The organism is Pectinatus cerevisiiphilus (genome assembly GCF_004341685.1).
In the GTDB taxonomy this organism is placed as follows: domain Bacteria; phylum Bacillota; class Negativicutes; order Selenomonadales; family Selenomonadaceae; genus Pectinatus; species Pectinatus cerevisiiphilus.
This window is the reverse complement of record NZ_SMAA01000002.1, coordinates 91,830-115,626: the sequence shown is the minus strand read 5'-3', so window position 1 is coordinate 115,626 and position 23,797 is coordinate 91,830. Positions and strand designations below refer to the sequence as shown.

General features: G+C 39.3%; 24 protein-coding genes and 1 riboswitch. Of the genes, 11 read left to right on the top strand and 13 right to left on the bottom strand.

All coding sequences use genetic code 11. From position 1 onward, the window contains the following. Positions 1 to 18: 18 nt before the first annotated feature. The 4 genes from EDC37_RS12490 to EDC37_RS01655 all read right to left on the bottom strand — a co-directional run bounded on the left by EDC37_RS12490 (position 19) and on the right by EDC37_RS01655 (position 3,781). On the bottom strand, positions 19 to 489 hold the full coding sequence (locus tag EDC37_RS12490; protein ID WP_231040151.1) for an SGNH/GDSL hydrolase family protein: 471 nt from the start codon (positions 487 to 489) through the stop codon (positions 19 to 21). A 72-nt stretch (positions 490 to 561) separates the two neighbouring features. After that, positions 562 to 1,869, bottom strand: coding sequence for an acyltransferase family protein (locus EDC37_RS01665; protein ID WP_231040152.1), 1,308 nt, complete (start codon positions 1,867 to 1,869; stop codon positions 562 to 564). An 18-nt stretch (positions 1,870 to 1,887) separates the two neighbouring features. Next, complete coding sequence (locus EDC37_RS01660) at positions 1,888 to 2,544, bottom strand: hypothetical protein (protein ID WP_132547272.1); 657 nt, start codon at positions 2,542 to 2,544, stop codon at positions 1,888 to 1,890. 217 nt (positions 2,545 to 2,761) lie between these two features. Beyond that, on the bottom strand, positions 2,762 to 3,781 hold the full coding sequence (locus tag EDC37_RS01655) for a helix-turn-helix transcriptional regulator (RefSeq protein ID WP_132547270.1): 1,020 nt from the start codon (positions 3,779 to 3,781) through the stop codon (positions 2,762 to 2,764). Between the two features lie 637 nt (positions 3,782 to 4,418). Between EDC37_RS01655 and EDC37_RS01650 the strand changes: the two genes are divergently transcribed. From EDC37_RS01650 to EDC37_RS01640, 3 genes are all read left to right on the top strand, one after another. Beyond that, positions 4,419 to 5,108, top strand: a complete 690-nt coding sequence (locus EDC37_RS01650; RefSeq protein WP_132547268.1) for a zinc-ribbon domain-containing protein — start codon at positions 4,419 to 4,421, stop codon at positions 5,106 to 5,108. A gap of 97 nt (positions 5,109 to 5,205) precedes the next feature. Further along, complete coding sequence (locus EDC37_RS01645) at positions 5,206 to 6,045, top strand: zinc-ribbon domain-containing protein (RefSeq protein ID WP_132547266.1); 840 nt, start codon at positions 5,206 to 5,208, stop codon at positions 6,043 to 6,045. Positions 6,046 to 6,076: 31 nt separating this feature from the next. Beyond that, complete coding sequence (locus EDC37_RS01640) at positions 6,077 to 6,580, top strand: DUF805 domain-containing protein (RefSeq protein WP_132547264.1); 504 nt, start codon at positions 6,077 to 6,079, stop codon at positions 6,578 to 6,580. A 166-nt stretch (positions 6,581 to 6,746) separates the two neighbouring features. Here EDC37_RS01640 and EDC37_RS01635 read toward each other — a convergent pair whose 3' ends face one another. Then, complete coding sequence (locus EDC37_RS01635) at positions 6,747 to 7,778, bottom strand: FecCD family ABC transporter permease (RefSeq protein WP_132547262.1); 1,032 nt, start codon at positions 7,776 to 7,778, stop codon at positions 6,747 to 6,749. A gap of 273 nt (positions 7,779 to 8,051) precedes the next feature. On the opposite strand from EDC37_RS01635, the gene EDC37_RS01630 reads away from it, so the two are divergent. Next, on the top strand, positions 8,052 to 8,903 hold the full coding sequence (locus tag EDC37_RS01630; protein WP_132547260.1) for a MerR family transcriptional regulator: 852 nt from the start codon (positions 8,052 to 8,054) through the stop codon (positions 8,901 to 8,903). A 34-nt stretch (positions 8,904 to 8,937) separates the two neighbouring features. Here EDC37_RS01630 and EDC37_RS01625 read toward each other — a convergent pair whose 3' ends face one another. The 7 genes from EDC37_RS01625 to thiS form a co-directional block, all read right to left on the bottom strand. Next, positions 8,938 to 9,942, bottom strand: coding sequence for an ABC transporter substrate-binding protein (locus EDC37_RS01625; protein WP_243642152.1), 1,005 nt, complete (start codon positions 9,940 to 9,942; stop codon positions 8,938 to 8,940). A gap of 27 nt (positions 9,943 to 9,969) precedes the next feature. Further along, positions 9,970 to 10,941 (bottom strand): TIM barrel protein, encoded by a 972-nt coding sequence (locus EDC37_RS01620; RefSeq protein ID WP_132547258.1) that lies wholly within the window; start codon positions 10,939 to 10,941, stop codon positions 9,970 to 9,972. Positions 10,942 to 11,015: 74 nt separating this feature from the next. Beyond that, positions 11,016 to 11,852: an ABC transporter ATP-binding protein gene (locus EDC37_RS01615; RefSeq protein WP_132547256.1), complete on the bottom strand. Its 837-nt coding sequence runs from the start codon at positions 11,850 to 11,852 to the stop codon at positions 11,016 to 11,018. 109 nt (positions 11,853 to 11,961) lie between these two features. Further along, positions 11,962 to 12,621, bottom strand: coding sequence for a thiamine phosphate synthase (gene thiE / locus EDC37_RS01610; RefSeq protein ID WP_132547254.1), 660 nt, complete (start codon positions 12,619 to 12,621; stop codon positions 11,962 to 11,964). 104 nt (positions 12,622 to 12,725) lie between these two features. Continuing rightward, entirely contained in the window at positions 12,726 to 13,838 is a 1,113-nt protein-coding gene (gene thiH, locus EDC37_RS01605) for a 2-iminoacetate synthase ThiH (RefSeq protein ID WP_132547252.1), read from the bottom strand. Position 13,839: 1 nt separating this feature from the next. Continuing rightward, complete coding sequence (locus EDC37_RS01600) at positions 13,840 to 14,637, bottom strand: thiazole synthase (RefSeq protein ID WP_132547250.1); 798 nt, start codon at positions 14,635 to 14,637, stop codon at positions 13,840 to 13,842. After that, positions 14,634 to 14,840, bottom strand: a complete 207-nt coding sequence (thiS, locus tag EDC37_RS01595; protein ID WP_132547248.1) for a sulfur carrier protein ThiS — start codon at positions 14,838 to 14,840, stop codon at positions 14,634 to 14,636. The genes EDC37_RS01600 and thiS overlap by 4 nt, the downstream gene beginning before the upstream one ends. 54 nt (positions 14,841 to 14,894) lie before the next feature. Further along, positions 14,895 to 15,001, bottom strand: a riboswitch (TPP riboswitch). A gap of 168 nt (positions 15,002 to 15,169) precedes the next feature. On the opposite strand from thiS, the gene EDC37_RS01590 reads away from it, so the two are divergent. The 6 genes from EDC37_RS01590 to ilvN (EDC37_RS01565) all read left to right on the top strand — a co-directional run bounded on the left by EDC37_RS01590 (position 15,170) and on the right by ilvN (EDC37_RS01565) (position 21,973). Further along, positions 15,170 to 16,048 carry a DMT family transporter gene (locus tag EDC37_RS01590; protein WP_132547246.1) on the top strand — a complete coding sequence of 293 codons (879 nt, stop codon included), beginning with the start codon at positions 15,170 to 15,172 and terminating at the stop codon, positions 16,046 to 16,048. Positions 16,049 to 16,238: 190 nt separating this feature from the next. Continuing rightward, positions 16,239 to 16,769, top strand: a complete 531-nt coding sequence (gene ilvN, locus EDC37_RS01585; protein ID WP_132547244.1) for an acetolactate synthase small subunit — start codon at positions 16,239 to 16,241, stop codon at positions 16,767 to 16,769. A gap of 95 nt (positions 16,770 to 16,864) precedes the next feature. Then, positions 16,865 to 18,517 (top strand): biosynthetic-type acetolactate synthase large subunit, encoded by a 1,653-nt coding sequence (gene ilvB, locus EDC37_RS01580; RefSeq protein WP_132547242.1) that lies wholly within the window; start codon positions 16,865 to 16,867, stop codon positions 18,515 to 18,517. A 150-nt stretch (positions 18,518 to 18,667) separates the two neighbouring features. After that, entirely contained in the window at positions 18,668 to 19,669 is a 1,002-nt protein-coding gene (ilvC, locus tag EDC37_RS01575) for a ketol-acid reductoisomerase (protein WP_132547240.1), read from the top strand. A gap of 104 nt (positions 19,670 to 19,773) precedes the next feature. Beyond that, positions 19,774 to 21,468, top strand: coding sequence for a biosynthetic-type acetolactate synthase large subunit (gene ilvB, locus EDC37_RS01570; RefSeq protein WP_132547238.1), 1,695 nt, complete (start codon positions 19,774 to 19,776; stop codon positions 21,466 to 21,468). 4 nt (positions 21,469 to 21,472) lie between these two features. After that, the gene (ilvN, locus tag EDC37_RS01565; protein WP_132547236.1) at positions 21,473 to 21,973 is read left to right on the top strand and encodes an acetolactate synthase small subunit; all 501 of its coding nucleotides are present in this window, start codon (positions 21,473 to 21,475) and stop codon (positions 21,971 to 21,973) included. Between the two features lie 92 nt (positions 21,974 to 22,065). On the opposite strand, the gene EDC37_RS01560 is transcribed toward ilvN (EDC37_RS01565), so the two are convergent. Beyond that, entirely contained in the window at positions 22,066 to 22,581 is a 516-nt protein-coding gene (locus EDC37_RS01560) for an LptA/OstA family protein (RefSeq protein WP_132547234.1), read from the bottom strand. 171 nt (positions 22,582 to 22,752) lie between these two features. Between EDC37_RS01560 and EDC37_RS01555 the strand changes: the two genes are divergently transcribed. Next, positions 22,753 to 23,760 (top strand): deoxyguanosinetriphosphate triphosphohydrolase, encoded by a 1,008-nt coding sequence (locus tag EDC37_RS01555; RefSeq protein ID WP_132547232.1) that lies wholly within the window; start codon positions 22,753 to 22,755, stop codon positions 23,758 to 23,760. The last annotated feature ends 37 nt before the right edge of the window (positions 23,761 to 23,797 follow it).

The following is a 23,797-nucleotide window of genomic DNA, read 5'->3' as shown; positions in this document are numbered from 1 at the left end:
AACACCTACTGCAACTGATCATTCGGTTTGCACTGCCAATGTTTGAGCCATAGTATCATGAAGCAATTTTGCATATTGGACGGTTCCTTCATCATTGGGATGGATATGGTCATTTACAAGCCATTCAGGATGATTTGAAATTAGGCTATACCAATCAACTATTGTTACATTACTATGCTCTTTAGCCATGTTTTCTAAATATTCATTATTAGTATTTTGCCATGTCAAGTTTGGACAATAAACATTGACCCAGAAAATATGTCTTTCATTTCCCAGATATGCCAATAATTCTCTAGTTTGCACTTCATAGCGTTCCTGCCCTGCAATCGGCCCATTGGTGCCCAAAGCAATAACAACAATATTACCTAATTTTCCTTGTGCGTCTAGATCCTTTGCTACGTCAAGAGCGCCGCCCACATAGCGGGATACTTCCGCATCAATATAACAGGCAGGCAAAACTTGCCTAATTTCTTTTGCTGACCCCAGCATAACGGAGTCACCTATACAGATTGCACCATCCAAATTTACTTGTGATATATCTTGTTGTTCCTGAGGTTCTATCTAACTGCTTAATCCATTTTGCTCCTGCATGTCTGCTTTATTTTCTGCAAGCTTATCTTGTAACTTGGTATCAACATCTCTACTAAAAGCAGACGCGACAATTTCTTCACAGCCGTAGCCCATCAAGCTAACACCACTTACTGTAATTACCATAAACACAACACATTGGATAATAACAAACCGTCTGCCGATATAAGGCAATTTTTGTTTCAATATAAATTTAGCTACAGCGTCTGACCAAATAGCCAGCAATACTATCGCAGCTATTTCTATCACTTCATACAAAGGATATTTATTCCACCCCTTATAGTTAAAGAGATAGATAACAGGATACTGCCAAAGGAAAATTCCATAACTTTTCTTACCAATCCAGCGAAAAATTGCTGTATCTAAATAAATTCCTATATTCATGCCACGATCTGCCACAATACTGAGCAAAACACAAAATCCTACCGTCGCAAGTAACATTCCACCTTGATAAACAAAAGCATCCTGTCCGTCCATAAGATAATAAGCAGTAATTACACCTATCAATAAAAAAACGAACAAGCCACATTTAAATATGCCATGCCCACCTCTACGTGTTGTTATATTTCGCTCGTTCTTGTTGTATAACCCCATCGCTGCGCCAAAAAACAAAGCGTATACTCTAGTGTCTGTACCATAATAAAGGCGTGTTATATCTGCTCCTTCGTGATACAGTAAGGGCATTAATATTGAAGCGGCTATCCCCAAAAGAGCAATTGCTATTACACCGTCGTCATATTTTCCTCGTATTTTTACAATTAAAATGTATACTAAAAAAATTATCGGCCAGACTAAATAATATTGTAATTCTATTCCCATAAACCACAAATGTGTAAATGGTGACGCATTTGTAATCCTTGTAAAATAATCCGCATTTTGCGCAATCTGCCACCAGTTGTTATATCCCAATACAATAGAAATTACTTCTGCCCGTATTCCTGTAATTGCATCAGTGGCAAAAAAATGATAAATGCCTAATGTAGTAAATATGACAATAAGAAGCGATGGATAAATACGTTTAATCCTTTTTAAATAATAATTGACAAGACTAAACGATTTGGCTTGCCATTCTTTTTTACTTGTAAAAGCAAGCAAATATCCTGTAAGAACGAAAAATAATGATACTCCCAGGTAACCGCCCTTTACTACATCTGGAAAGATATGAAACAGCGTCACGCCTACAATTGCCAGTGTGCGTAACGCATCTAACCCTAAAATATGATCCCGATTAAAAGAATGTCCTGAATCGTAGATCATCCCTTTGCTGCGACTATTGCTCATAAAATGCTAAAACCCCTATTACGATAAATTTTCTAAACTTTTCATACCAAACCATTGCGCATCCTGATCCCAGAATAATTGTATTTTAAAATCGTTAACAGAACGACTTTGATATCCGTATTTTGCCCCTGGCGGCATGTAGGTATGACTGCTAATGAAAATCAGTCGACCTGTTTCGTCACTATTAATATTGGTCCGTATAGTATGCCATTTTCCAGATGTATATCCCATAGCTGCCAAATTATCAAGAGAGATATATGTTACCCATTGCCCGTTATGTTTACCAATAATCCAATACCCACAATTTTTACCATGCGCTCCACGACTTGCTGTGATTTCAAAAAAAGTCATCTTAGGATTTATGGTTTCAATTTTGCGAATGCCATAGGTTACTCCGCTATTATAATCCTTTCCATCAAAATTAGTAAACGATAAATAATCATTATTATTATCTCGACTCATTAATTTCAATAACCCAGCTCTAGTATATTCGATAAATTTAAGTTGTTCACCATCATAAGTGGTGTTTAATTGATTCTTCTTATTGGCTCCGGGCAGATAATCATATCCTTTAGGTGTGAGAAAACTAGTTTCTTGTGCTGCTGCCATAGATGGTATGCAGAACAATCCTATCACAAACACACCAAATACAAACATTTTTAATAATTTTTTCATAAAAATCGAATTCCTTTTCATAAATTTCACAAAAATGGGGATTCCCCGTTATTTTCCTTTACTAACCAACAATCCTGTACACAATCAGCTTCATATCAGATTATATGAATGTGATTTTCGTTTAAAGCTCCTGTATATACTCATAATTTTTCAATTCTAATCACATTCTCATCTTACATCTATATGTCTATTTCAACACATTCCTTCCCCTCTACTATCAGCTTGCTCCTTTCATCGCCATAGCCACAATAGCTTTTGCCTCTTCTTCCCAAGCAGTCCGCAGCTGCGGTGGTGATAAGACTTCGACCTTACGTCCTTGGCTTAACAACCACATAAGTATTCCTGTCCCGAATACCTCTGCCTCTATGACATGGCGGCTTCCTTTTTCCTTTATAACAGTTGCCGTAGGCAACCTGTCCAAAACCGCTTCAATAGATGCTCCAAAATACCGGAACCGAATACGCTGTGTTTTTCCACCAAACATATATTGTGTTCTATTCTTATATTCACCCTCTTTAAATTTATTTCGATAAGCAATCTTAAAAGTTTCTTTAAGGATGTTAATAGATTTAATTCTATCTATTCGATAAATAGTAGGGGATTGGTCATCTTTTAAATGAAAATGTTTTCTTTTTTCACTATCATTAATAATGCCCATAATATAAAAATAATATTCCGAAAACAAAATCCCTACCGGCATTATTCTATGAAGTTTAGCTTCTGTCTGGTTCAGTCCAGCATAAGTAAATTCTATAATTTGTTTATGCTGTATTGCTTCTGCTATTTCCCAAAGCCGTTCCGTATCAGCAGAAACATGTTTCGGATCTATATAAGCAAACAGTTCATTGGCTATATAGTCAACTATTTTCTTGCAATCCTTTATGGTCATACATCTTTTTAGTATTTTATTCAAAAGAGATTTTAATTTCTCTTTAGAAAAAGCCCTGCTTTCAATTAAAATTTTACAAATAGCCAGCAGTTCACCTTCCGTGAGATATTCTACATCCTCTGTTATTAAATGATATCCATTTAATTTTTTATCATATTCAACTTCCTGTATAACACCTTTTTTTACACATTGGTCAGAAAAAAAGTTACGAATGGTATCCAAATCACGCTGGATAGACCGATCACTTACCTTATAAATAATTGCCATCTCTTGCTTATTGACGACTTGTCCCATCTGAAGCATTTTATACAACTCTAATATGCGACTACTTTTCGAAATATTCATCATCCTCTTTTCTAACTTAATATAAAATTATTATAGAACAACAAGCAGACAATATTTGTCTATCTACTCCCCGTTTGTAAAAAGGCAAAAATTTATCACGCATTTTTTTAATAATCAATTAAATAACATCATCCACCATTAATTTTTATATTGTATTATAAAAAAACACTTTATATGAAAAATTTTTAGTTTTATGACAAAATATGTCTTTAATAATTAGTATAATGTAAATATCAGCTTAATTATAATTACTAAAAAACGTTATATACGAACGATGAACACATTTTAAGATGAATTTGATCCTTTACACTTCGCCTAGTACACTGAATGAATCCCCCTTCAACACAAAAAGCAACTCATTCATACTATTAAATAAAAAATACCCTTTACAAAGGAAAATACCCATCCCCGGATATTCCCATATAGATAACAGTATAAGAAATAAACGCGTCATGTCAATGCAGTCACAATTTTCTCACGCTTACGGAAAAATCACCGATGATTATGAAATCGCCGCATTATCGGGGAAAAACCACTCTAAAAGATAATTATACAATCCTCAGTGCATTTTTCATTTTTCTATTTACTAAGACATTCCCCTCGAATAAAATACACATTGTAAATTAAAGGAGCGATTTTTATGTCAAAAAAATGTCCCCATTGTGGTGCTCTATTACACGATGAAGCTACATTTTGTACTGAATGTGGAACTAAACAACCCGTTATAGAAATATGTCCGGCATGTCATGCCACTTTGTCGGAAGGAACCAAATTTTGTACGCAGTGCGGTGCAGCTATCCATCCAGAGGCAGTTTCCCCGTCTGCCCAACCTCAAAGCACTTCTAATTCTTCACCCAACTTCACTTATACGCAAAAGGAAAACAGTCCTGTAAAACACAAATATATAACAATCGTTCTCATTGTCTTAGCTGTAATTTGCCTCTCCATAGGCCTTATTGCTTATTTGGGCAAGGGTTCCCCAGTATCGACTATTTCTGTCAAAGCAACAGACATGGCCAATGATTATATTCGAGACCAGGCTAGTGCCGAAAAGAAATACAAAGGTAAACATGTAGAAATAACTGGCACTCTTAGCCACAAAGGGCAATTTGACAACGCCCAGGACTACGGATTACAAATCTATAACCGTAATGCCGCAGGAAAAAATTTTTCTATCGTCATCGATGTTGATAAAGAAAAAGTATCACAAGTCAATAAAATTAATAATGGAGATTTCGTATCTGCTTCTGGAACATGTGTAGGCATCGTAGAACAAAAGGACCCTACTGATATCACTATTGAAATACAATCAGATAAAGTGAATGAATAAGTATCCCCGACTATATCCCATATAGATATTTTCCATTACACACATCAATAAAGATTTTAAACATATCGTCTTTCCTCATTGCAAAGGAGCTAATATTATGAGTAAATTTTGTGAGAAATGTGGTACTCCCATCACAGAAGATGAAAAATTTTGTCCTACCTGCGGTACACCCTTACTCATTAATAAGGGAACCAAAATCCCATCAACAGACATGAATGTTACTCAACCAGCCGGTACCATAGCGCGCTATAAAAAAACTCTAATCGGTATTGTAATCGCTATACTCATTATCGGTATCGGTGGCGGAACCTACTATACAATACATGCCCTCTCCGCAAAAGGACCCGCCTCAGCTGAAAATAATAGCGAACCAGCACCAACAGAAACAACAGCAGCATCAACAGCAACGCCTCCCCAAACACCTCAAAGCCAAGACCCTATAAATATCGTTCAACAAGAATTCAAGGCAAGAGGTATTATTGGTACGGTAGAAGCCACGTCATATGGGCATGATCCAACAGGTTGTTTAAATATTGTGGGTGGAAAAGGACATCGTTTTTTAGTATGGGATATTAAAAATGACAGAATAGGTGCTATAGATTCTACACTTGATTTATATAATTTTGTAGAAAAACGTAATAGCGGAACATTAAACCATGTTTTATTTAAAATGACAATAGATAATGATACACATGATAAAGATTCACAAGCTGGTGCTTGGACAGGCACTACACATACAATCCCTGTTTTTGCATTATATACATTAGACAGTAACGGAAATGTCATCCCCGGAAAACTCACTACTGGTGTTGGCAGTAACCCATCTCATCTTCAAGGTTATCTATATGAACAAAAAAATGTTGATATGGCAAACCTCGTATTAACAGAAATGTCAGCACTACATGATAATGCCAATGCCCACAATCTTAAACTCTAAATCATAATTACATCTTAAAAAAGGAACATTTATGAATAATTTTTGTCCACAATGTGGTTTTCCTATCAAGGATACAGCTAATTTTTGTCCAAAATGCGGTGCTGCATTAAATACTTCAGTACAATCACAGCCATCCAGCTCTGTTCCGCAAAATTCTCCACCTGTTGTTGATTCTTCAAAGACAGCCCCATCTATGAATACATCCTCCCAGCTCAGAGAAATGTTTTTCCAAATTTCAGGGCGGTTAAACCGCCAACGGTATATTTTACGCGGGCTCTTTATATTTGCTTTTAGCTGCCTCGCCCTAGTAGCAGATAATGCTATACTTAACTTTTTTATTTATATTCCCGCGTCCGTTTTACAAATCATGCTGTCAATTCGGCGTTGCCATGATATAAATAAATCTGGCTGGTTTATGCTGTGGTCATTGGTTCCTATAGCTAATATTATTATAAGCTTTATATTACTACTAAAACCAGGGACTTCTGGGCCTAATCGTTTCGGTCCAGATCCACTCCAGCAACATACCTGCTGACATCCTACTATTAAAATAGTATTCCTACTGCTTACCACTTATATTTCATATAGATAAAAAAGTGTGTTACTCATGAAAAGACGAAAGCACCTGCATCTACGGCAGGTGCTTTCGTTATAATTATCCACAAAACCGACTTTGAATAACTATTTTCAAGCCATACACTCTAAAAATTTCTTTGCATCCTTCTCAGCAGATACAAAAAATATGGTGCACCGATTAGTGCCGTCATAATCCCCACACGTATTTCGGCCGGAGGAATTATCACACGCCCCAATAAATCGCAGCCCACCAAAAAAACCGCCCCGGCCAAAGCACTGGCAGGCAAAAGCAGACGATGATCCGGACCAAGTAGAATTCGCATCATATGCGGTATAATTAAACCTACAAAACCTATATTACCGCTCACACAAACTGATACGGCTGTAACCGCTGCTGCCGTTAACATAATTCCCATGCGAAACGGCAGTACTGCCATACCTACGGCTCGCGCCTCAGTTTCTCCCATAGCCAATACATTTAAATGCCGCGCGGCAGCCAACATAATCAAAATGCCTGTCAATATAGGCGGCACCGCAATATAAACATGTTCCCACCGCCTGTAATCTAGTCCACCAATAATCCAAAACAAATAACTTTGCAGCTTTTGTTCATTCATCACTGTCAAAATACCTGCCGTAACCGCTCCCAGCAGCATCCCTACAACCACGCCCGCTAAAAGCAGCGTCATTACCGGAATTTTTCCTCTGCGCATTGCCAGAAAAACAGTTAAAAACACCGCACTAATACTCCCCCCCAGCGCGAACATTGGCATTACTAAAATATTTTCCGCTGACCAGCCTAATGCAATAGCCAGCACTGCCCCTGCTGCTGCACCTGCGGAAACACCAGTAATCCCAGGATCGACCAAAGGATTATTAAAGAGCCCCTGCATTACTGCACCTGAAATTCCCAAACCAGCTCCTACCATTATGCCAATCAATACACGCGGCATGCGGATAAACCAAATAACTGCATCCTGTTCCTTAGTAAATGCATTGTCTCCATCCCACATTCCCAAATGATATAAAACTGTTGCTAAAGTATTCTTTAACGGTATATTTATTTGTCCATAGGACAATGAGATAAGAGAAACTACAATTAAAAAGAAAATGAGAAACAGAAGAAAAATATTTTTATTATGTCTGCTTGACAGCATCTGAAACCTCCTCGAAACGTTTAGGCAAATTTAATGTGTACAAATAAACTGCCATTTTAAACTATATACCTATTGTACTGTCAATTGCTTTTAAAAGCTACACTGCATACCGATCAGTATACCATATCCTTTCATAACCAAAAACTATAAATACTTATAAAGGATAAACTATATAGCAAATGTATTGTCAATTATTTCTTTCACTATTCTTGTATATTTTGAGCTAACAAGTTATCATAAAATATGATAACTTAATCATTGGTAGGTGTAATAATGGACAAAAATTGTAATGATTACTTTACAAGCGGTGAGTTATCAAGCCTCTACAAAATTCCCAAACAAACACTTTTATATTATGACAAAATAGGCCTTTTAAAACCAGCGTTTATCAGCAGCAACGGTTACAGGCATTATGCCATAAGCCAATATCTTACTTTGGAAATTATACTTAATCTACGCAAGCTTGATATTCCCATCGCCAGAATTAAAGAATACATAACAAACAAATCTCCTGACACTTTTATAAAACTACTTGCAGAAAAAGATGAAGAATGCCTTTCAACAATCGCCTTTATGGAAAAGCTTCATCAAAATATACTGCGTGTTAAGGAAAATACAGAACAATTACATAACGTCATACTAAATCAAATTTTTTTAACTTATGAATCAAGTAAGCCGCTATGTCTGACTCCTATAGGCAAAAACATTAAAGACAAGGCTTTAATAAAAATGATTGCGCGCCATGTCTACAACGTATTTTCCGAAGGCCAATTTAAACAAAAAACTGTGGGCTGGATGGTTGACGGCAATGAATTTTTTAACGACAGGCCAAATAAAGCCGCTGCCTTCTATTCAGTGTATGACAATGACTCAAAGCTATCGGTAGATAATACTTACATACGTCCAGCTGGTCTTTATCTAAAACTCTCTTTCCAAGGTTCATATTACCAAAAAATACATAAAATAATGACAATCCTGCAAAACTTCATGCATGTAAACGGACTCGAACCAATAGGCAATATTTTTGTTGCCCCTGTGCAAAACCATTGGGTGACTGACGACGTTGAGCACTACATAAACAAAATTATCCTGCGTGTAAAGAGCATAAAAAAAGCTGCCATTTAGGCAGTTTTTTTACTTATATATATTATTTATCATCTTACTCAGCCACAGATAAATGCGTTTTATCAGGAAAATCAAAGTCACTACCATAAACGCAACGATCGATCTCCTGGATACCAAAAACGATATTCTGCGAAACAGAATACAGATACCCTTCACGCGGATAAATAAGCTGATTATTTTTAACCGCATTGATCACTTGCAGAGCGGGATCATCAAGATATTTTTCATCGCGTGCTTTTGCATCAATGGAATCGTGGTCTGTATAACTAGGCAAGAATAAAACATCAGGATTAATCTTTACCAATTCTTCTTTACTAATCGCTTGCCCATTTTGCAGCCCGGCCTCAGCCATGCCATTTGTAACTCCCGCATACTTGCACAAGTCATCAAAGGAGGAACCGATTCCCCCATAACCGGGCATAAGAGAAAGAATAACAACTTTCTTCCTATCTGCCTGTGGTATTTTGGCAACTTTATCTTGTATCTCACTAATTTTATTATCCATAAGCGCAATAAGCGCTGTTCCTTTTTCATGTTCTCCTAAAGAATCTGCAATGAGCTGTATTGAAGTTTTTACTTCATCAATATTTTTTGCCCCAGGCACGATCACAACATTCAAGCCAAGATCTCGAAGATTATCAGCTATTTCAATATTATTCCAATCAGGAATTATTACTAAATCCGGTTTCATCGCAAAAATTTCTTCCGCAGAAGGATCTTTTATCTTTGTCGGAATTTGTTGTGCAAGCTCTGGAATGTTAGAACTCACCGGATCGTCCAAAAGATAGTTTACGGCTATAAGTTTGTCTGGTTTAACCAACCCCAGGACAATTTCATCAGTGCTCATAGAAAGTGTAATAACTTTTTGTGGCTTTTTGGCAAAATCGACTTTTGTCCCGTGGCTATCAACCACCGAATATGCGCTTTGTGCGGATTTTTCAGGCGCAGTTTTTGGGGCACACCCTGCAATAAAAAAACTGCATATCGTTATTACGGCCAAAATGTAAAATATTTTTCTCGTCTTTTGTATTTGTCCCACCGGTTATTTCCTCTTCTTTGCTAAAAATTATGCTTCAATATTAAATAAACCACATGCCGCCAATTGTGCTGCCAAAAGTTCATCCAATTGGGAAAAATCTTTATAGTTGAGTTCATGTACAAGATATTCCGGTTTTATCTTTTCTAATATCCTTCTTACTCCATTTTGTGTAAAAGGCCGATGTTGGTCTATAGCCACAACATGTTCTGTCAATATTTTTTCATCTATATTTTCCGGAATATGATGTTTAAAAGACCGCTGATATTCACCAGAAAGAGAATAGTTTAAATGGATTCCTTTTATTCTTTCTGCCTCCATACCTAATGCGTCAAGTCTCATCAATATGTATTCTATTGCCTGTTGTTCATTTTCAAGTTGGTCATTAGTATTGAGCAAATGCCCAGTATCAAGCATAATACCGACATTTGCCTTTTTTATAAGGGAAAAAAATTTATGTACAACATTTTTATCCAGCAGTCGCAATCCAGGCCACCACAAATTTTCAAAAAGCACCAGCACGTTGTCGGGAATAATATCAGCTACGCAGTTAAAGACTTCTGCCGCTGCTTTAACGATTTCTTCATCGCTATGCCTGAAGGAAAATGTATATATATCCGCTAAATTGCATTCGGCAACATGCCATACCAGATACTCCGGTTTTTGCGACAGTGCGATATTAATATTTTCCCTGATTACAGACAGCCACTCATCCTTATTTTTAGCACCACCAAAATAAGAACATTTTTCCTGTTCACTTATAAATTGGCTTCTCATATTGTCGACATTATTTTCCCAGAGGTCAAGCCAATATGCCCAATATGCCAAATGCCCACCCACAGTATCATGTTGATAGCGTGACATAGGGATATATGTATTATAAAAGAATTGTTCTATTCCAGCGAAATCATATTTTCGCAAATATTCATCCAACGTAAATCCATTTTTAACCAGATCATCTTCGTACCATTCAATCGCACAATAATTTAATAAATTTTTCATATTAATCTCTATTTAATTATAAAGTATATAGTTTATATATTGTCAATCTACTTTCTTTAGCAGTATTTTACCAGTCATTGCCCTTGACCGCAAATTTGCTTTAAGAGAGCCTCACCCTTCTTTTCAATCGTAATATTTGTCCGCGTAGTGATTTCCAAATTACTGGTCAATGGATTTTTCACAATCTGTACGTCAGCATGATATGCACGGCTCAGTATTTCTTCTGTAAAGACAGTTGCCGGAGCTCCATCAGCAAGCAACTTCCCTTCTCCCAGCAATAATATTCTATCACAATATCTGGCTGCCAAATTTAACTCGTGTACAACCATCAATATGGTCTTGCCATTTTGCGCCAGTTCTTTTGTAAAACGGAAAATTTCTTCCTGATAAACCATATCCAGCCCCGCCGTAGGTTCATCCATAAATAAGATAGGTGTCATCTGCGCTAAAATTTTTGCAAGAAAAATCCGCTGCCTTTGCCCGCCGGAAATTTCATTTACAGGCACATCCTGTAAATTTCCTGTTCCTGTATATTCCATACATGCCTGCACCAGCTCTTCATCCTGTGCGTTTTCTCTTTGCCACCATTTTAAATGCGGATACCGTCCCGATAAAACGACCTCTTTACCTGTATAATTAAACTCTATATGCGTGCTCTGCTGCATATAGGCTGCCATTTGGGCTGCCTGCCGGGCACTTAAGGAAGCTATATCATGGCCGAAATAACTTATTGTGCCTGTTTTTACAGGATGCAGTCCCCGCAATGCTTTCAGCAATGTACTTTTCCCCGAACCATTACATCCAATAATCCCAACAAATTGGCCTGCGGCTATCTCTGCATTAAAATTTTTTAATATAATACGATCATCATACCCGACAGCAATATTTTCTGCTGATACAGCTGCTTGCATGTATTATTCCTCCGTTGACTTTACAATTATGGGCAGAAATTTCTTTTTCCATAACGAAAGACGGATTGCCCAAACTCAGCAATCCGTCTTTCGTTATAAAATACAAAACTCAAAAAATATCGGGAAATATTTTTTTCCGCAGTCTTTGCACTTTATTCTTTATATTATCTGCTCCCACAATATCACTGACTACTGCTACTGTTTTAACCCCTGCATCAATTATTTCATCAATATTATGTTCTTTTATACCGCCAATTGCAACAAGCGGCAGCTGCGAATTTTTTACTGCATAATCCAGGTAACTAAAACCGACTGGAACAGCTTCCTTTTTAGTGGGTGTTGCATGTATAGGTCCGACCCCTATATAATCAATATATTTTTTTAGCTCATTTGCCCGATCCAATTCTTCCACACTATGAGTGGACAAACCAATCAGCTTGCCATTGCCGAGCATTTTGCGAACGACATTCGGCGGCAGATCAGATTGCCCGATATGAACTCCATCAGCATTGACTGCTATCGCCAAATCTATAAAGTCATCAATGATAAAAACACCGCCAGCCTGTTTTACCATATCACGCAAAATAAGACATTCTTCATAACGAGAAAGGGCGTCTTTTTCTTTTTCACGATACTGAATAAATTTAATACCACCATCCAGCATCTCACGAACCACTTCAATATTATTACGTCCGTTTGATACCTTTTCAGCAGTTATCCCATAAATTCCTGTGTTAAAAAAAGATTCCATGCCTGCTCTTAGATTCATAAATATCCTCCTGTGTGGGTACATTGTACGATGAATGCTCTAATCATGCATCATATAACTATTTCGCATACAGACAGGATATTCCTGCAAATATTTACGATTAATTAAATAAGTGTCTGCCAATCTTTATAGACAGGCTGGTAACCTTCGGCATAAAGCATCTGTGCCATCTGCGCTACCGAGCGCGGATCAGATATCTCAAACTGGCCGTCATCGTCGCCTTTGGTATGTCCACCCGCAGCAACTGTCACGCCGCCAGATATCTTTGTAATTCCCATTTTCACGAGATGATCTCTCATCTGCGGTCTTTCTCTTGTTGATAAGGTAAGGCCTGCACGCGGCAGGAAAATACGCAGTGCCGTTATATACTGTACCAAATCTATATCTTCTACAATTGAACGTGGGGCATAACCGGCTGAGCAAGGACGCATCCTCGGTGTAGAAACGGCAATTTCCACATCCTTATATTTATGTTGCAGATAATCCGCATGGACGCCTGTAAAGAATGCTTCTTCCCGCCATTCATTAAGACCCAGCAAGGCACCGACATTCACATTGCGCAGCCCTGCTTTACAAGCGCGTTCCGGCGCATCCAGCCGATATTCATAATTTGCCTTAGGCCCGCCCGGGTGCAGCGTACGATAAATATCTTTATTATAGCATTCCTGGAACATCGTCATCCCATCTACACCAGCTTCTACTGCACGTACATAATCCTCTTGCGAAAAGGAATAAACTTCGATAGATACACTGTCAAAATACTTCCGCAATACCTTTACTGCTTCCAAAATATAATCGACTGGACTATATTTGATTGATTCACCCGTCAGAACCAAAATATTTTTCAAGCCTGTTTGCGCGATATTTTCTGCTTCTTTAGCAATCTCATCCATCGTCAGGCAGCGGCGGTTGATATTATTATTATGGTTAAATCCGCAATACACGCAAAAATTATCACAATAATCGGCAATATACATAGGTGTAAACAGCTGCATAGTATAACCGAAATTTCTTATGGTATCACGGCGAGACCGCTGTGCCATTTCTTCCAAATGCTTTTGTGCTATCGGTGAAAGCAGCTTCAAAAAATCCATGCGTGTTATCTTATCTTTAACCAAAACCCGCAATATATCATCATCAGTTACTTTCTTAAAAAAATCAGCGAAATCTAAGCCATTATACTGCTGCTTTTCTTCCAAATATGATTTAGCGGGCATATCATGCTTCCTCCTTACGCAAAAAACCTGTAAGTGGTGAAGACGCACTTGCCCCTGCGGACAAAACGCGTCCCGTTCCCGCCAAAAATGCTGTTCTTCCCGCCGCAACGGCCAATGAAAAAGCTTCTGCCATTTTGAGCGGATTTCCTGCTGTAGCCACAGCTGTATTTACCAAGACCGCTGCTGCCCCCATTTCCATACATTCAGCAGCTTCAGATGGTCTGCCTATCCCTGCGTCAACAATGATTGGCACATCTATTTCGTCAATTAATATTTGGACCAGTTCTTTCGTCCTAAGTCCCCTGTTTGATCCTATTGGTGCAGCAAAAGGCATTACCGCAGCAGCGCCTGCATCTTCCAACCGTTTTGCCGTCATCAATTCCGGACTTATGTACGGCAGTACAGTAAAGCCTTCTTTGACCAAGGCTTCTGTCGCCAGCAATGTTTCCTGGTTATCAGGCAAAAGATAGCGGTTGTCAGAAATAACTTCTATTTTTATCCAATCGCCGCAACCCATTGCTTTGGCTAAATGGGCTATCCGAATAGCTTCTTTGGCTGTTCTGGCCCCTGATGTATTAGGCATCAAAATAACATCCTTGGGAATATTATCAAGAATATTTTCTTCTGTCGATTTCTGGTCTACCCTTCTCAAAGCCACCGTTACAACAGAAGCATTCCCCGCATGAATAATTTCCGGCATTTTTTTATTATTGGAGAACTTACCGGTACCTATAAAAAGTCTGCTCTTTAAAGTTTCTTTGCCGATTTTCAAAGAATCGGCTTCTAATTTGTTTATCATTTGGAACCCCCTCCCATAAATGTAACAATTTCCAGCATATCATTTTCTTTCAGTGCAGTCTTCGGCCAGACTTCCTTCGCAATTATCTGCTCATTCAGCTCAGCTACAGCCCGTCCGCCAGACATTGCCTTTTTTTCCATCACTGATTGAAGTGAAGTCCCCTCCTCCAGCTGCGTCTTCTTTCCATTAATAAAAATCTGCAAATTCTATCACCCCATAAAAAAATAAAACGCCTACCCTGACCAGGATAGACGTTACGCATTCAAAAACAAACTCCCTACGCAGGCATTATCCCGATCAGGTCAAAGGTCAGGTGCTCACAGCCCTTTCTCAGCCTATTTTATAGGCTCCCTCGTTTCATATTCAATTACAGCTTGTATTTTAAAACGGTTAAATAATTTTGTCAAATATATGTTTATTTCCTTATTACCATATTATTCGTTTTTCCCGTTATACTTGAAAGATTTAATGGAAATAGCTTAAAATGATTAAAGATTTCATCATAACATTACAAAAGGAGAATATTATTTTAATGAGCAATAGGGTTAAAGGGTTCCTTTTAATTATTTTGGGAACCACTTTTTGGGGAGCTACAGGTGTAGTAATGCAATATCTGCTGCATGAAAAAATGTTTAATACGGCATGGCTGACATGTGTCAGGCTGATATGTGCCGGTATTATTCTACTAGCAGTAGACAAACTTATTTATCATGGCAAAACTTTATCTATCTGGCAAGGAAAAAGCGTCCGTGACATAATCATCTTCAGCATGTTTGGTATGCTCGGTACCCAATTTACTTTTATTTCCACTATTTTATACAGTAACGCTGCCACAGCTACTATCTTGCAGTATCTCATGCCGATAGTAATCCTCATCTATATATTAATCACCGAAAAACGCAAACCCATGTTCAGGGAATTATTATGCATCCTGATGGCCATCACCGGGACTTTTCTGCTCGCCACCAAGGGTTCCCTCCATACCTTGGCTATCTCCCGGGAAGCTTTGTTTTTGGGACTGATTTCAGCTTTTGCATCTGCACTATATACTTTGCAGCCGAGGAATATGCTCAAAACATACCGCTCCTCACTTGTTGTCGGCTGGGGTATGTTTTTCGGTGGCTTTCTGCTTGCTTTTTTCCAATCTCCTTTTGACTTTAGCGGTATCTTTGACTTAAAAGCAGCAGTGGCTTTGCTTTTCGTGATAGTCTGCGGTACTGTCATATCTTTTTGGGCTTATATAGAAAGCACCAAGTATCTATACCCGACAGAGGTCGGTTCGCTGGCTTCCATTGAACCATTTTCCTCAGTATTATTATCAGTCCTCTTTATGCATGTTGTCTTTGGCCTGCCTGAAATAATAGGCAGCATATTAATCGTCAGTACAATATTTATATTAACCCGAAGATAAGCTATCATTTTTATTGCGATTATCATATTTCCCTTTGAAAAATCCATAATTCATAAACAAAAATATTAATTTTATTCACTTTTATCTGGATTTTTGTTTATTATTAATGTAAAATTATATACTAATATATGATTTTTATATGAATTAATTAATTAGCAATACCATTAATTTCCCAAAGGTGATGTAATCTATGAAACATGCGCTCTCTGTTTTAGTCAATAACCAGCCTGGTGTACTGTTGCGTGTTGTCAGCATGTTTTCCCGCAGGGCATTCAACATTGACAGTCTTTCCGTCGGTATTACCGAGTCACCTAAATACTCACGGATAACAATCTTTTTCAGCGGCGAAGTACATATCGTCGACCAAATGATTAAACAGCTCGGCAAAATTCCCGACGTTGCCGCAGTTCAGCTGCACAAACCAGAAGACGCCGTATATCGGGGAATGACATTGATAAAAGTGAAATCTTCTGCTAACAACCGTCTCGACATTTTAAAAATCGCCGAACTTTTCCGTGCGCGGGTTATCGATGTACAAGCCACCACACTCATTTTTGAAATAACCGGCCAAGATGAAAAGGTACTTGCCTTCACCAGACTGCTTGACCCTTATGGCATCCTGGAAATAATCCGCACCGGCCAAATCGCCTTGGAAAGAGGTGAACAAACCATTACAAGTAATAAAAAGAAAAATTCTTTTTATGGTAAAAATATGCTCTAAATATATAGCCTGCTACCTGCACTAATATAAAATTAATTATTATTTCAATATAAATGACCAAAACGAACAACCCAATTTTTTATCGAGGTAAAAACATGGAAGGATCACAAGCAATCATAAAATGTCTCAAGGAAAATGGCATAAATACTATTTTCGGTTATCCAGGAGGAATGATCCTGCCCCTTTTTGATGCCCTCAGCAAAACCAACGACATTGATTTCATTTTAACTACGCATGAACAGTCAGCTGCCCATGCCGCAGACGGCTATGCCCGCGCCAGTGGTAAAGCCGGCGTATGTATAGCAACCTCAGGCCCCGGTGCCACAAACTTAGTAACCGGAATAGCCACAGCATTTATGGATTCAATCCCCATGGTCATCATAACAGGACAAGTAGATAGTTCCCTGCTGGGTAAAGACTCTTTTCAAGAAACTGACATCTTTGGTATCACTATGCCCATAACCAAACATAATTTTAAGCTGCAAAACGCCAATGAACTTATTCCCTTGCTGCGGGAATCCTTCTCACTTGCTTGTAGCGGCCGTAAGGGGCCCGTCCTCATAGACATCCCCAAAGACTTCTTCTATGCTGATGTCGCCTACCCAGCAAAAGAAGCGGAGCCCCCTGCTGCTAAACCAGATGCCGATTTTCTCATCTGCGCAGCTGAAGCTATAAATGAAATTTTAAACTCCCGGCGGCCTGTCATTATAGCTGGCGGTGGTGTAATCATCGGTGAAGCGCACAAAGAACTTTTGTCTTTTGCCGAAAAATACAAAATTCCTGTTGTTTCTACCCTAATGGGAATAGGTGCCTTTCCCAGCGACCATCCCCTCTATATGGGGTTTGCCGGCCTGCATGGGCGAAAGTCAGCCAATTATGCAGTTGCCGAAGCCGATTTAATAATAGCTGTCGGCAGCCGTTTTGGCGACAGGCAGACAGGTAATATCACCCACTATGTATATGAGAAGCATTTCATCCATATAGACATTGATCCTGCTGAAATAGACAAAAATGTACATAGTAATATTGGCTTATCTGGTGACATGAAGACTATCCTAAACCTCTTAATGCAGCGTGAACCCATAAACAATTTAAACTCATGGTGGCAAATTCTGCAAAAGCATAGAGAAAAATTTGCATATGAATATACTGGTAAATATGATGTTCCAAACATAATGCACTATATCTCCCGATCGATAAATAAGGGGGATTATGTAGTAGCCACTGATGTGGGACAGCATCAGATGTGGGCCGCCCAGCATATACGACGCTACCAGCCCCGCACCTGGTTTACTTCAGGTGGTCTTGGTACTATGGGATTTGGTCTGCCCGCAGCACTCGGCATACAGCTTTACTTTGGAAACGAAAAAAGAGTTATCCATATTGCCGGTGACGGCGGTATCAAGATGACCGGCAGCGAATATTATACAATAGCCGCCCTCCATCTGCCTATTATATCAATCATCATAAATAATGAATCATTGGGCATGATAAGACAATTGCAAAAGGTGTTTTATGGTGCAAGATATTTCTCCTGCAACTTCGAATACAAAATGAATTATACTAAATACATTGAAAGTTTTGGTATCAAAGCCTACACAGTTCACAGTATGGATGAGTTTGTCGAATCCTTCAGTGACGCTTTAAAGCAAAAGGGACCTACAGCGCTTGTCGTCAATATTGGCAAGGCTTTCGTCGACCCCATGGCAAACACGGACGCTAGATTAAATACATTCATAAATTTTTAGCAAAATGTATTTATGTAATTTTTTTCTTGAATCTCTATTGACAAATTTAATATCAGAGTGTATCCTTGTATACAATGTTCGTGTGTAACATTGTAAATCTAACAATCAGTATTATATTACTGATTAGAATTTTAGGGAGATGTTTTATTTATGGCAAAAGTATATTACGATCAGGATGTTAATTGGAATGCAATAAGTGACAAGAAGGTAGCTATTATTGGTTATGGCAGTCAGGGTCATGCCCATGCCCTAAACCTAAAGGACAGCGGTATTGATGTCACTGTTGGTCTTTACGCTGGCAGCAAATCAATTCAGAAGGCTAAAGACGCTGGCCTAAAAGTCACTAATGTCGCAGATGCGGTCAAAGGCGCAGACATTACCATGATTCTAATTCCTGACGAAATACAAGCTAAAATATATAAAACAGAAATTGCTCCTAATCTAAAATCAGGCAGTGCGCTTGCATTTGCGCACGGTTTCAATATACATTTCCAGCAGATCCAGCCGCCATCTGACGTTGATGTCTTCATGGTTGCACCAAAAGGCCCAGGTCATCTTGTACGCCGTATTTTTGTTGAAGGCGGCGGTGTTCCTGATATCTTCGGCGTATACCAGGATGCTTCTGGTAAGGCATGGGATATAGCACTCGCTTATGCACGCGGTATCGGCGGTACACGCGCAGGTGTTATCAAAACAACCTTCCAAGAAGAAACCGAAACAGATTTGTTTGGTGAACAAGCTGTCCTGTGCGGTGGTATTACCCATCTTATCACTGCTGGGTTTGAAACTTTGGTCAAGGCTGGTTACCAACCGGAAATTGCATTTTTTGAATGTTTCCATGAAATGAAGTTGATCGTTGACCTTATGTATGAAGGCGGCATGGCTAAAATGCGTCATTCCATCAGTGATACTGCTGAATACGGTGATTACACCGCAGGCCCTCGTCTTATTACCGACGACACCAAAAAGGAAATGGAACACATCCTCTCTGATATTCAGGATGGTACATTTGCTACAAAATGGCTCACTGAAAACAAAGCAGGTCGCGCTCAATTTTATGCGATGCGCCGCAAACACGCTGAACATCAGCTTGAAGAAGTCGGCGTAAAACTTCGCAAAATGATGTCATGGCTGAATAAAAAAAAGAATTGATCATATCATGATGCAATAAAAAAAGCGGCGGGGCAGACTGTATAATACAGCTTGTCTTACCGCTTTTTTATTGTCTGTGGTTGATCTTCAGAGGAGGATTTATTGTGCATATAAACGGGGCAAGAGCCATCATAGAAAGTTTTAAAAAAGAAGGCGTAGAACTGATCTTCGGTTATCCAGGCGGAGCTGTTCTCACTTTATATGATGAAATTTATAAGACAAAGTTTCCACATATATTGACGCGACATGAGCAAGGTGCCGTCCATGCTGCTGACGGATACGCAAGAGCCACCGGTAAAGTTGGGGTATGTATTGCCACTTCGGGGCCGGGTGCCACTAATTTAATAACGGGGATAGCAACTGCCAATATAGATTCTATCCCGCTTGTTTGTATTACGGGGCAGGTTGCCACACCCTTCATTGGCAAGGATTCCTTCCAAGAAGCGGATGTCTGCGGTATAACCTCCCCAATCACCAAACACAATTACCTGGTTAGGCACGCAAAAGATCTGCCCCGGGTACTCAAAGAAGCCTTTTTCATAGCAAGGACAGGCCGTCCCGGGCCTGTGGTCATAGACGTGGCCAAAGATGCTTTCGCCGCTAAGATCGATTATGTATATCCCGACAAGGTCAAGCTGCGCGGATACAGCGGGGATTACCCGTGCAATGAAGCCGATATTGATAAGGCTGTTGCCCTTTTACAAAAAGCTCAAAAACCTGTCATCTTCGCCGGCGGCGGTATTGTCTCTTCTTCTACATATAAGTCGCTGCGCAAACTTGCCGCCAGTATAGACATTCCCATAACCAGTACATTGATGGGACTTGGTTGTGCTGACCCTGACAGCAGTGGTTTTCTGGGCATGGCCGGTATGCACGGTTCGTATGCCGCCAACATGGCTATTATGGGCTGCGATCTTTTACTCGGTATCGGTGTTCGCTTTGACGACAGAGTTACCGGTATTGTAAGCCAATTTGCACCCCATGCCTCTATCGTCCATTTTGACATAGACCATGCAGAAATAAATAAAAACGTCAATGTTAATTTGAGTGTAGTTGGTGACCTGCAACAGTCACTGCCATTATTCCTGCAAAAACTTGCTCCTTACACTGACTCTATAAAAAAGAATTGCCAAGCTTGGTACAAGCATGTTGTAAAATTAAAGCAAGAACATCCTTTTTCTTATAAAGAAGATCCAGAGCATATCCTTGCGCAAGAAGCAATAAGCAAAATCTCCACACTAGCCGGCCACGATACAATTGTTGCCACTGATGTAGGACAACACCAAATGTGGGCTGCACAATTCTTTAAAATTTATACACCACGCAACTTTATTACATCGGGCGGTCTAGGAACAATGGGTTACGGTCTGCCAGCAGCTATGGGAGCTAAGCTTGGTGCCCCTGCTAAAACAGTGCTCCTCTTTTCCGGAGATGGCAGTATTATGATGAACTGCCAAGAAATGGCCACTATAGCCGATTACAATATAGACATAAAAATTATTGTCATCCACAATTCTGTATTGGGTATGGTCACCCAATGGCAACGTATGTTTTATGGTAAAAGATATTCGCACTCACTTTTCAAAAGTAAAGCTGATATTGTCAAAATCGCCCAAGCAATGGGTATCAAAGGTTATCGTCTTGAAAAGAAAGACGAATTAGAAACCTTATTGCCTAAAATACTCCACGAACAAGGTCCGGTACTTATCGATATCATCGTTCCCGAAGTACAAGATGTACTGCCGATGGTTCCCGGTGGTAAACGCCTTGACGAAATGGTGATGGAAGGAGAAGCATAAATCCATGAAATATCAAATAGCCATATTGGTAGAAAACAAACCAGGTGTCCTAACCCACGTTTCCGGCTTAATAAGCCGCCGTGCCTTTAACATTGAAACAATAAACGCCGGTTACACAGAAGAAGATGCCGTCACCCGCATAAATGTAGTTGTAAATGCCTACAGTGAAATGGAGCTCAATAAAGTTATCCACCAAATGTCCAAACTCATAGATGTCATCAAAATAGTCAATATAAGCGAACTGCCCTCTATCAGCCGCGAGCTTGTACTGATAAAGGTCAAAGCAGACACTCCTGCCGTCCGTGCCGACATAATCAACATAGCTAATATATTCAGGGCGCATATTGTCGATGTCGGCCACGAAAATGTGGTCTTGGAATTGACCGGTGAACAGGATAAATTGGCAGCACTAACCGACATGTTAAGCTGTTATGAAGTTCTTGAAGTCGCCCGTACTGGTCCTATTGCTCTGTCCCGCGGCATAACGCCGATAAAAAATATGTAAAACAAAGCAGGCATTTTTACAATGCCTGCTTTGTAATTAATCACCATATTTCAGTAACAGTATGAAAAGATAATCCTGTAAATCTTTTAACGTCAATTAGCTGTGGTATTATTATCTAAAAATTTGTTTTCGGCCACATTATATTTTACCTGGTCATATGTCTTCGTCTTGCCATCTTGGGTTACGACAACATTACCGGAAAAATCAGCGATCTTCGTATCCCAGTTAAAACTTGTCTTATCCGCTTTTATAACCAGTGACCCTGTCTTGAACTCTGTGCCGCCCTTCACCGTTATCGTCTTGTCATTCCACGAACCGTACAGGTTATCACCACTAAAATTCATGGGTGCAGTTCCGTCCTGGTTATAAACACAATTGATATTATTCTGTGCCCATACTTCAAAGGAGGACAGATTCACCTGCGCATGGTCGGCGGTAACAGTAAATCTATTGGTTTCTACACGCACGTTACCGTCCAGCTTATATGTTCCTGTCAAAATGTCAAAGGTTGTTTTATCAGCAGTAACCTTTGGCGATGCAAAAGCCACCGTACAGGTGCTTATAAGCATTACCACTAACATAAATAAAGATATTTTCAGTATACGCATAAAAAAGCCTCCGTAAAATTTTCTATTACTCTTTTCATATTTAATGACATTATATCATATTATGTCCTAAATATATAATAGGTTGAAATTAACTTCTATTATTTTTCAAATAAGACCGTTATAATATATTTATACATTGGGAATTTTTATTTATGCGGGGTGATTATAAATATGAACGTCAGAGAAAGAACTGAAGAACTTGAATATACGATACTTTCCATTGATGCCGCCAAAAGCCGTGAGGCAAAACGCAGCCGTGAAGAACCCATGTGCCCATTCCGCACAGCCTACCAGCGCGACCGGGACCGTATTTTGCATTCAAAATCTTTTCGACGGCTCAAGCATAAAACGCAGGTTTATATTACTTCTGGAGATCATTACCGCACACGTATGACCCACAGTCTGGAGGTGGCGCAGATTTCCCGAACCATCGCCCGCGGACTGCGGTTAAACGAAGATCTTACAGAAGCAATCGCCTTAGGCCACGATGTAGGCCACACCCCGTTCAGCCATGCCGGCGAAGAAGCCATGAACCATTTGGTCGGACATTTCGCGCATAATGAGCAAAGCTTACGCATGGTCGAATACTTAGAAAAAAACGGCCAAGGGCTCAATTTAACGCTTGCCGTAAAAGATGGCATTTTAAACCATACGGGCAAAACGGCTCCCTTTACTTTAGAAGGACGCATCGTAAAAATCGCCGACAGGATAGCCTATCTTTGCCATGATTTTGATGACAGCCTGCGCTCCGGCCTGCTAAAAAAGACAGATCTGCCTAAAGCCGTATCAGCGACCTTAGGTGAGGACCATTCAGCTATGATAACCGGTATGGTCAATGATATGATATTGTCATCTACCGATAAACATGATATTTTATTATCAGAACATATGGCAGAGGTTATGAATATTTTCCGTAATTTTATGTTTGAACACATATATCATTCCCCCATGTTAGCCAAAGAACGCAAACAGGCATGTTTCGTGATCGAACAACTTTTTGATTATTATATGAAGCATTTCCATAAGCTGCCCCAGGAATTTCGTGAAAGGGAAGAACACTGGGGAAAGCAGCAAATAGTTGTAGATTATATTGCAGGCCTCACAGACAGCTATGCAGTTGCCAAATTCAATGACATATTTGTGCCTCCCGTCTGGAGACAATGGATGAAGGCCGAATAAACTCTACAGTAATATTTCAATAGAAGGGATTGTTATT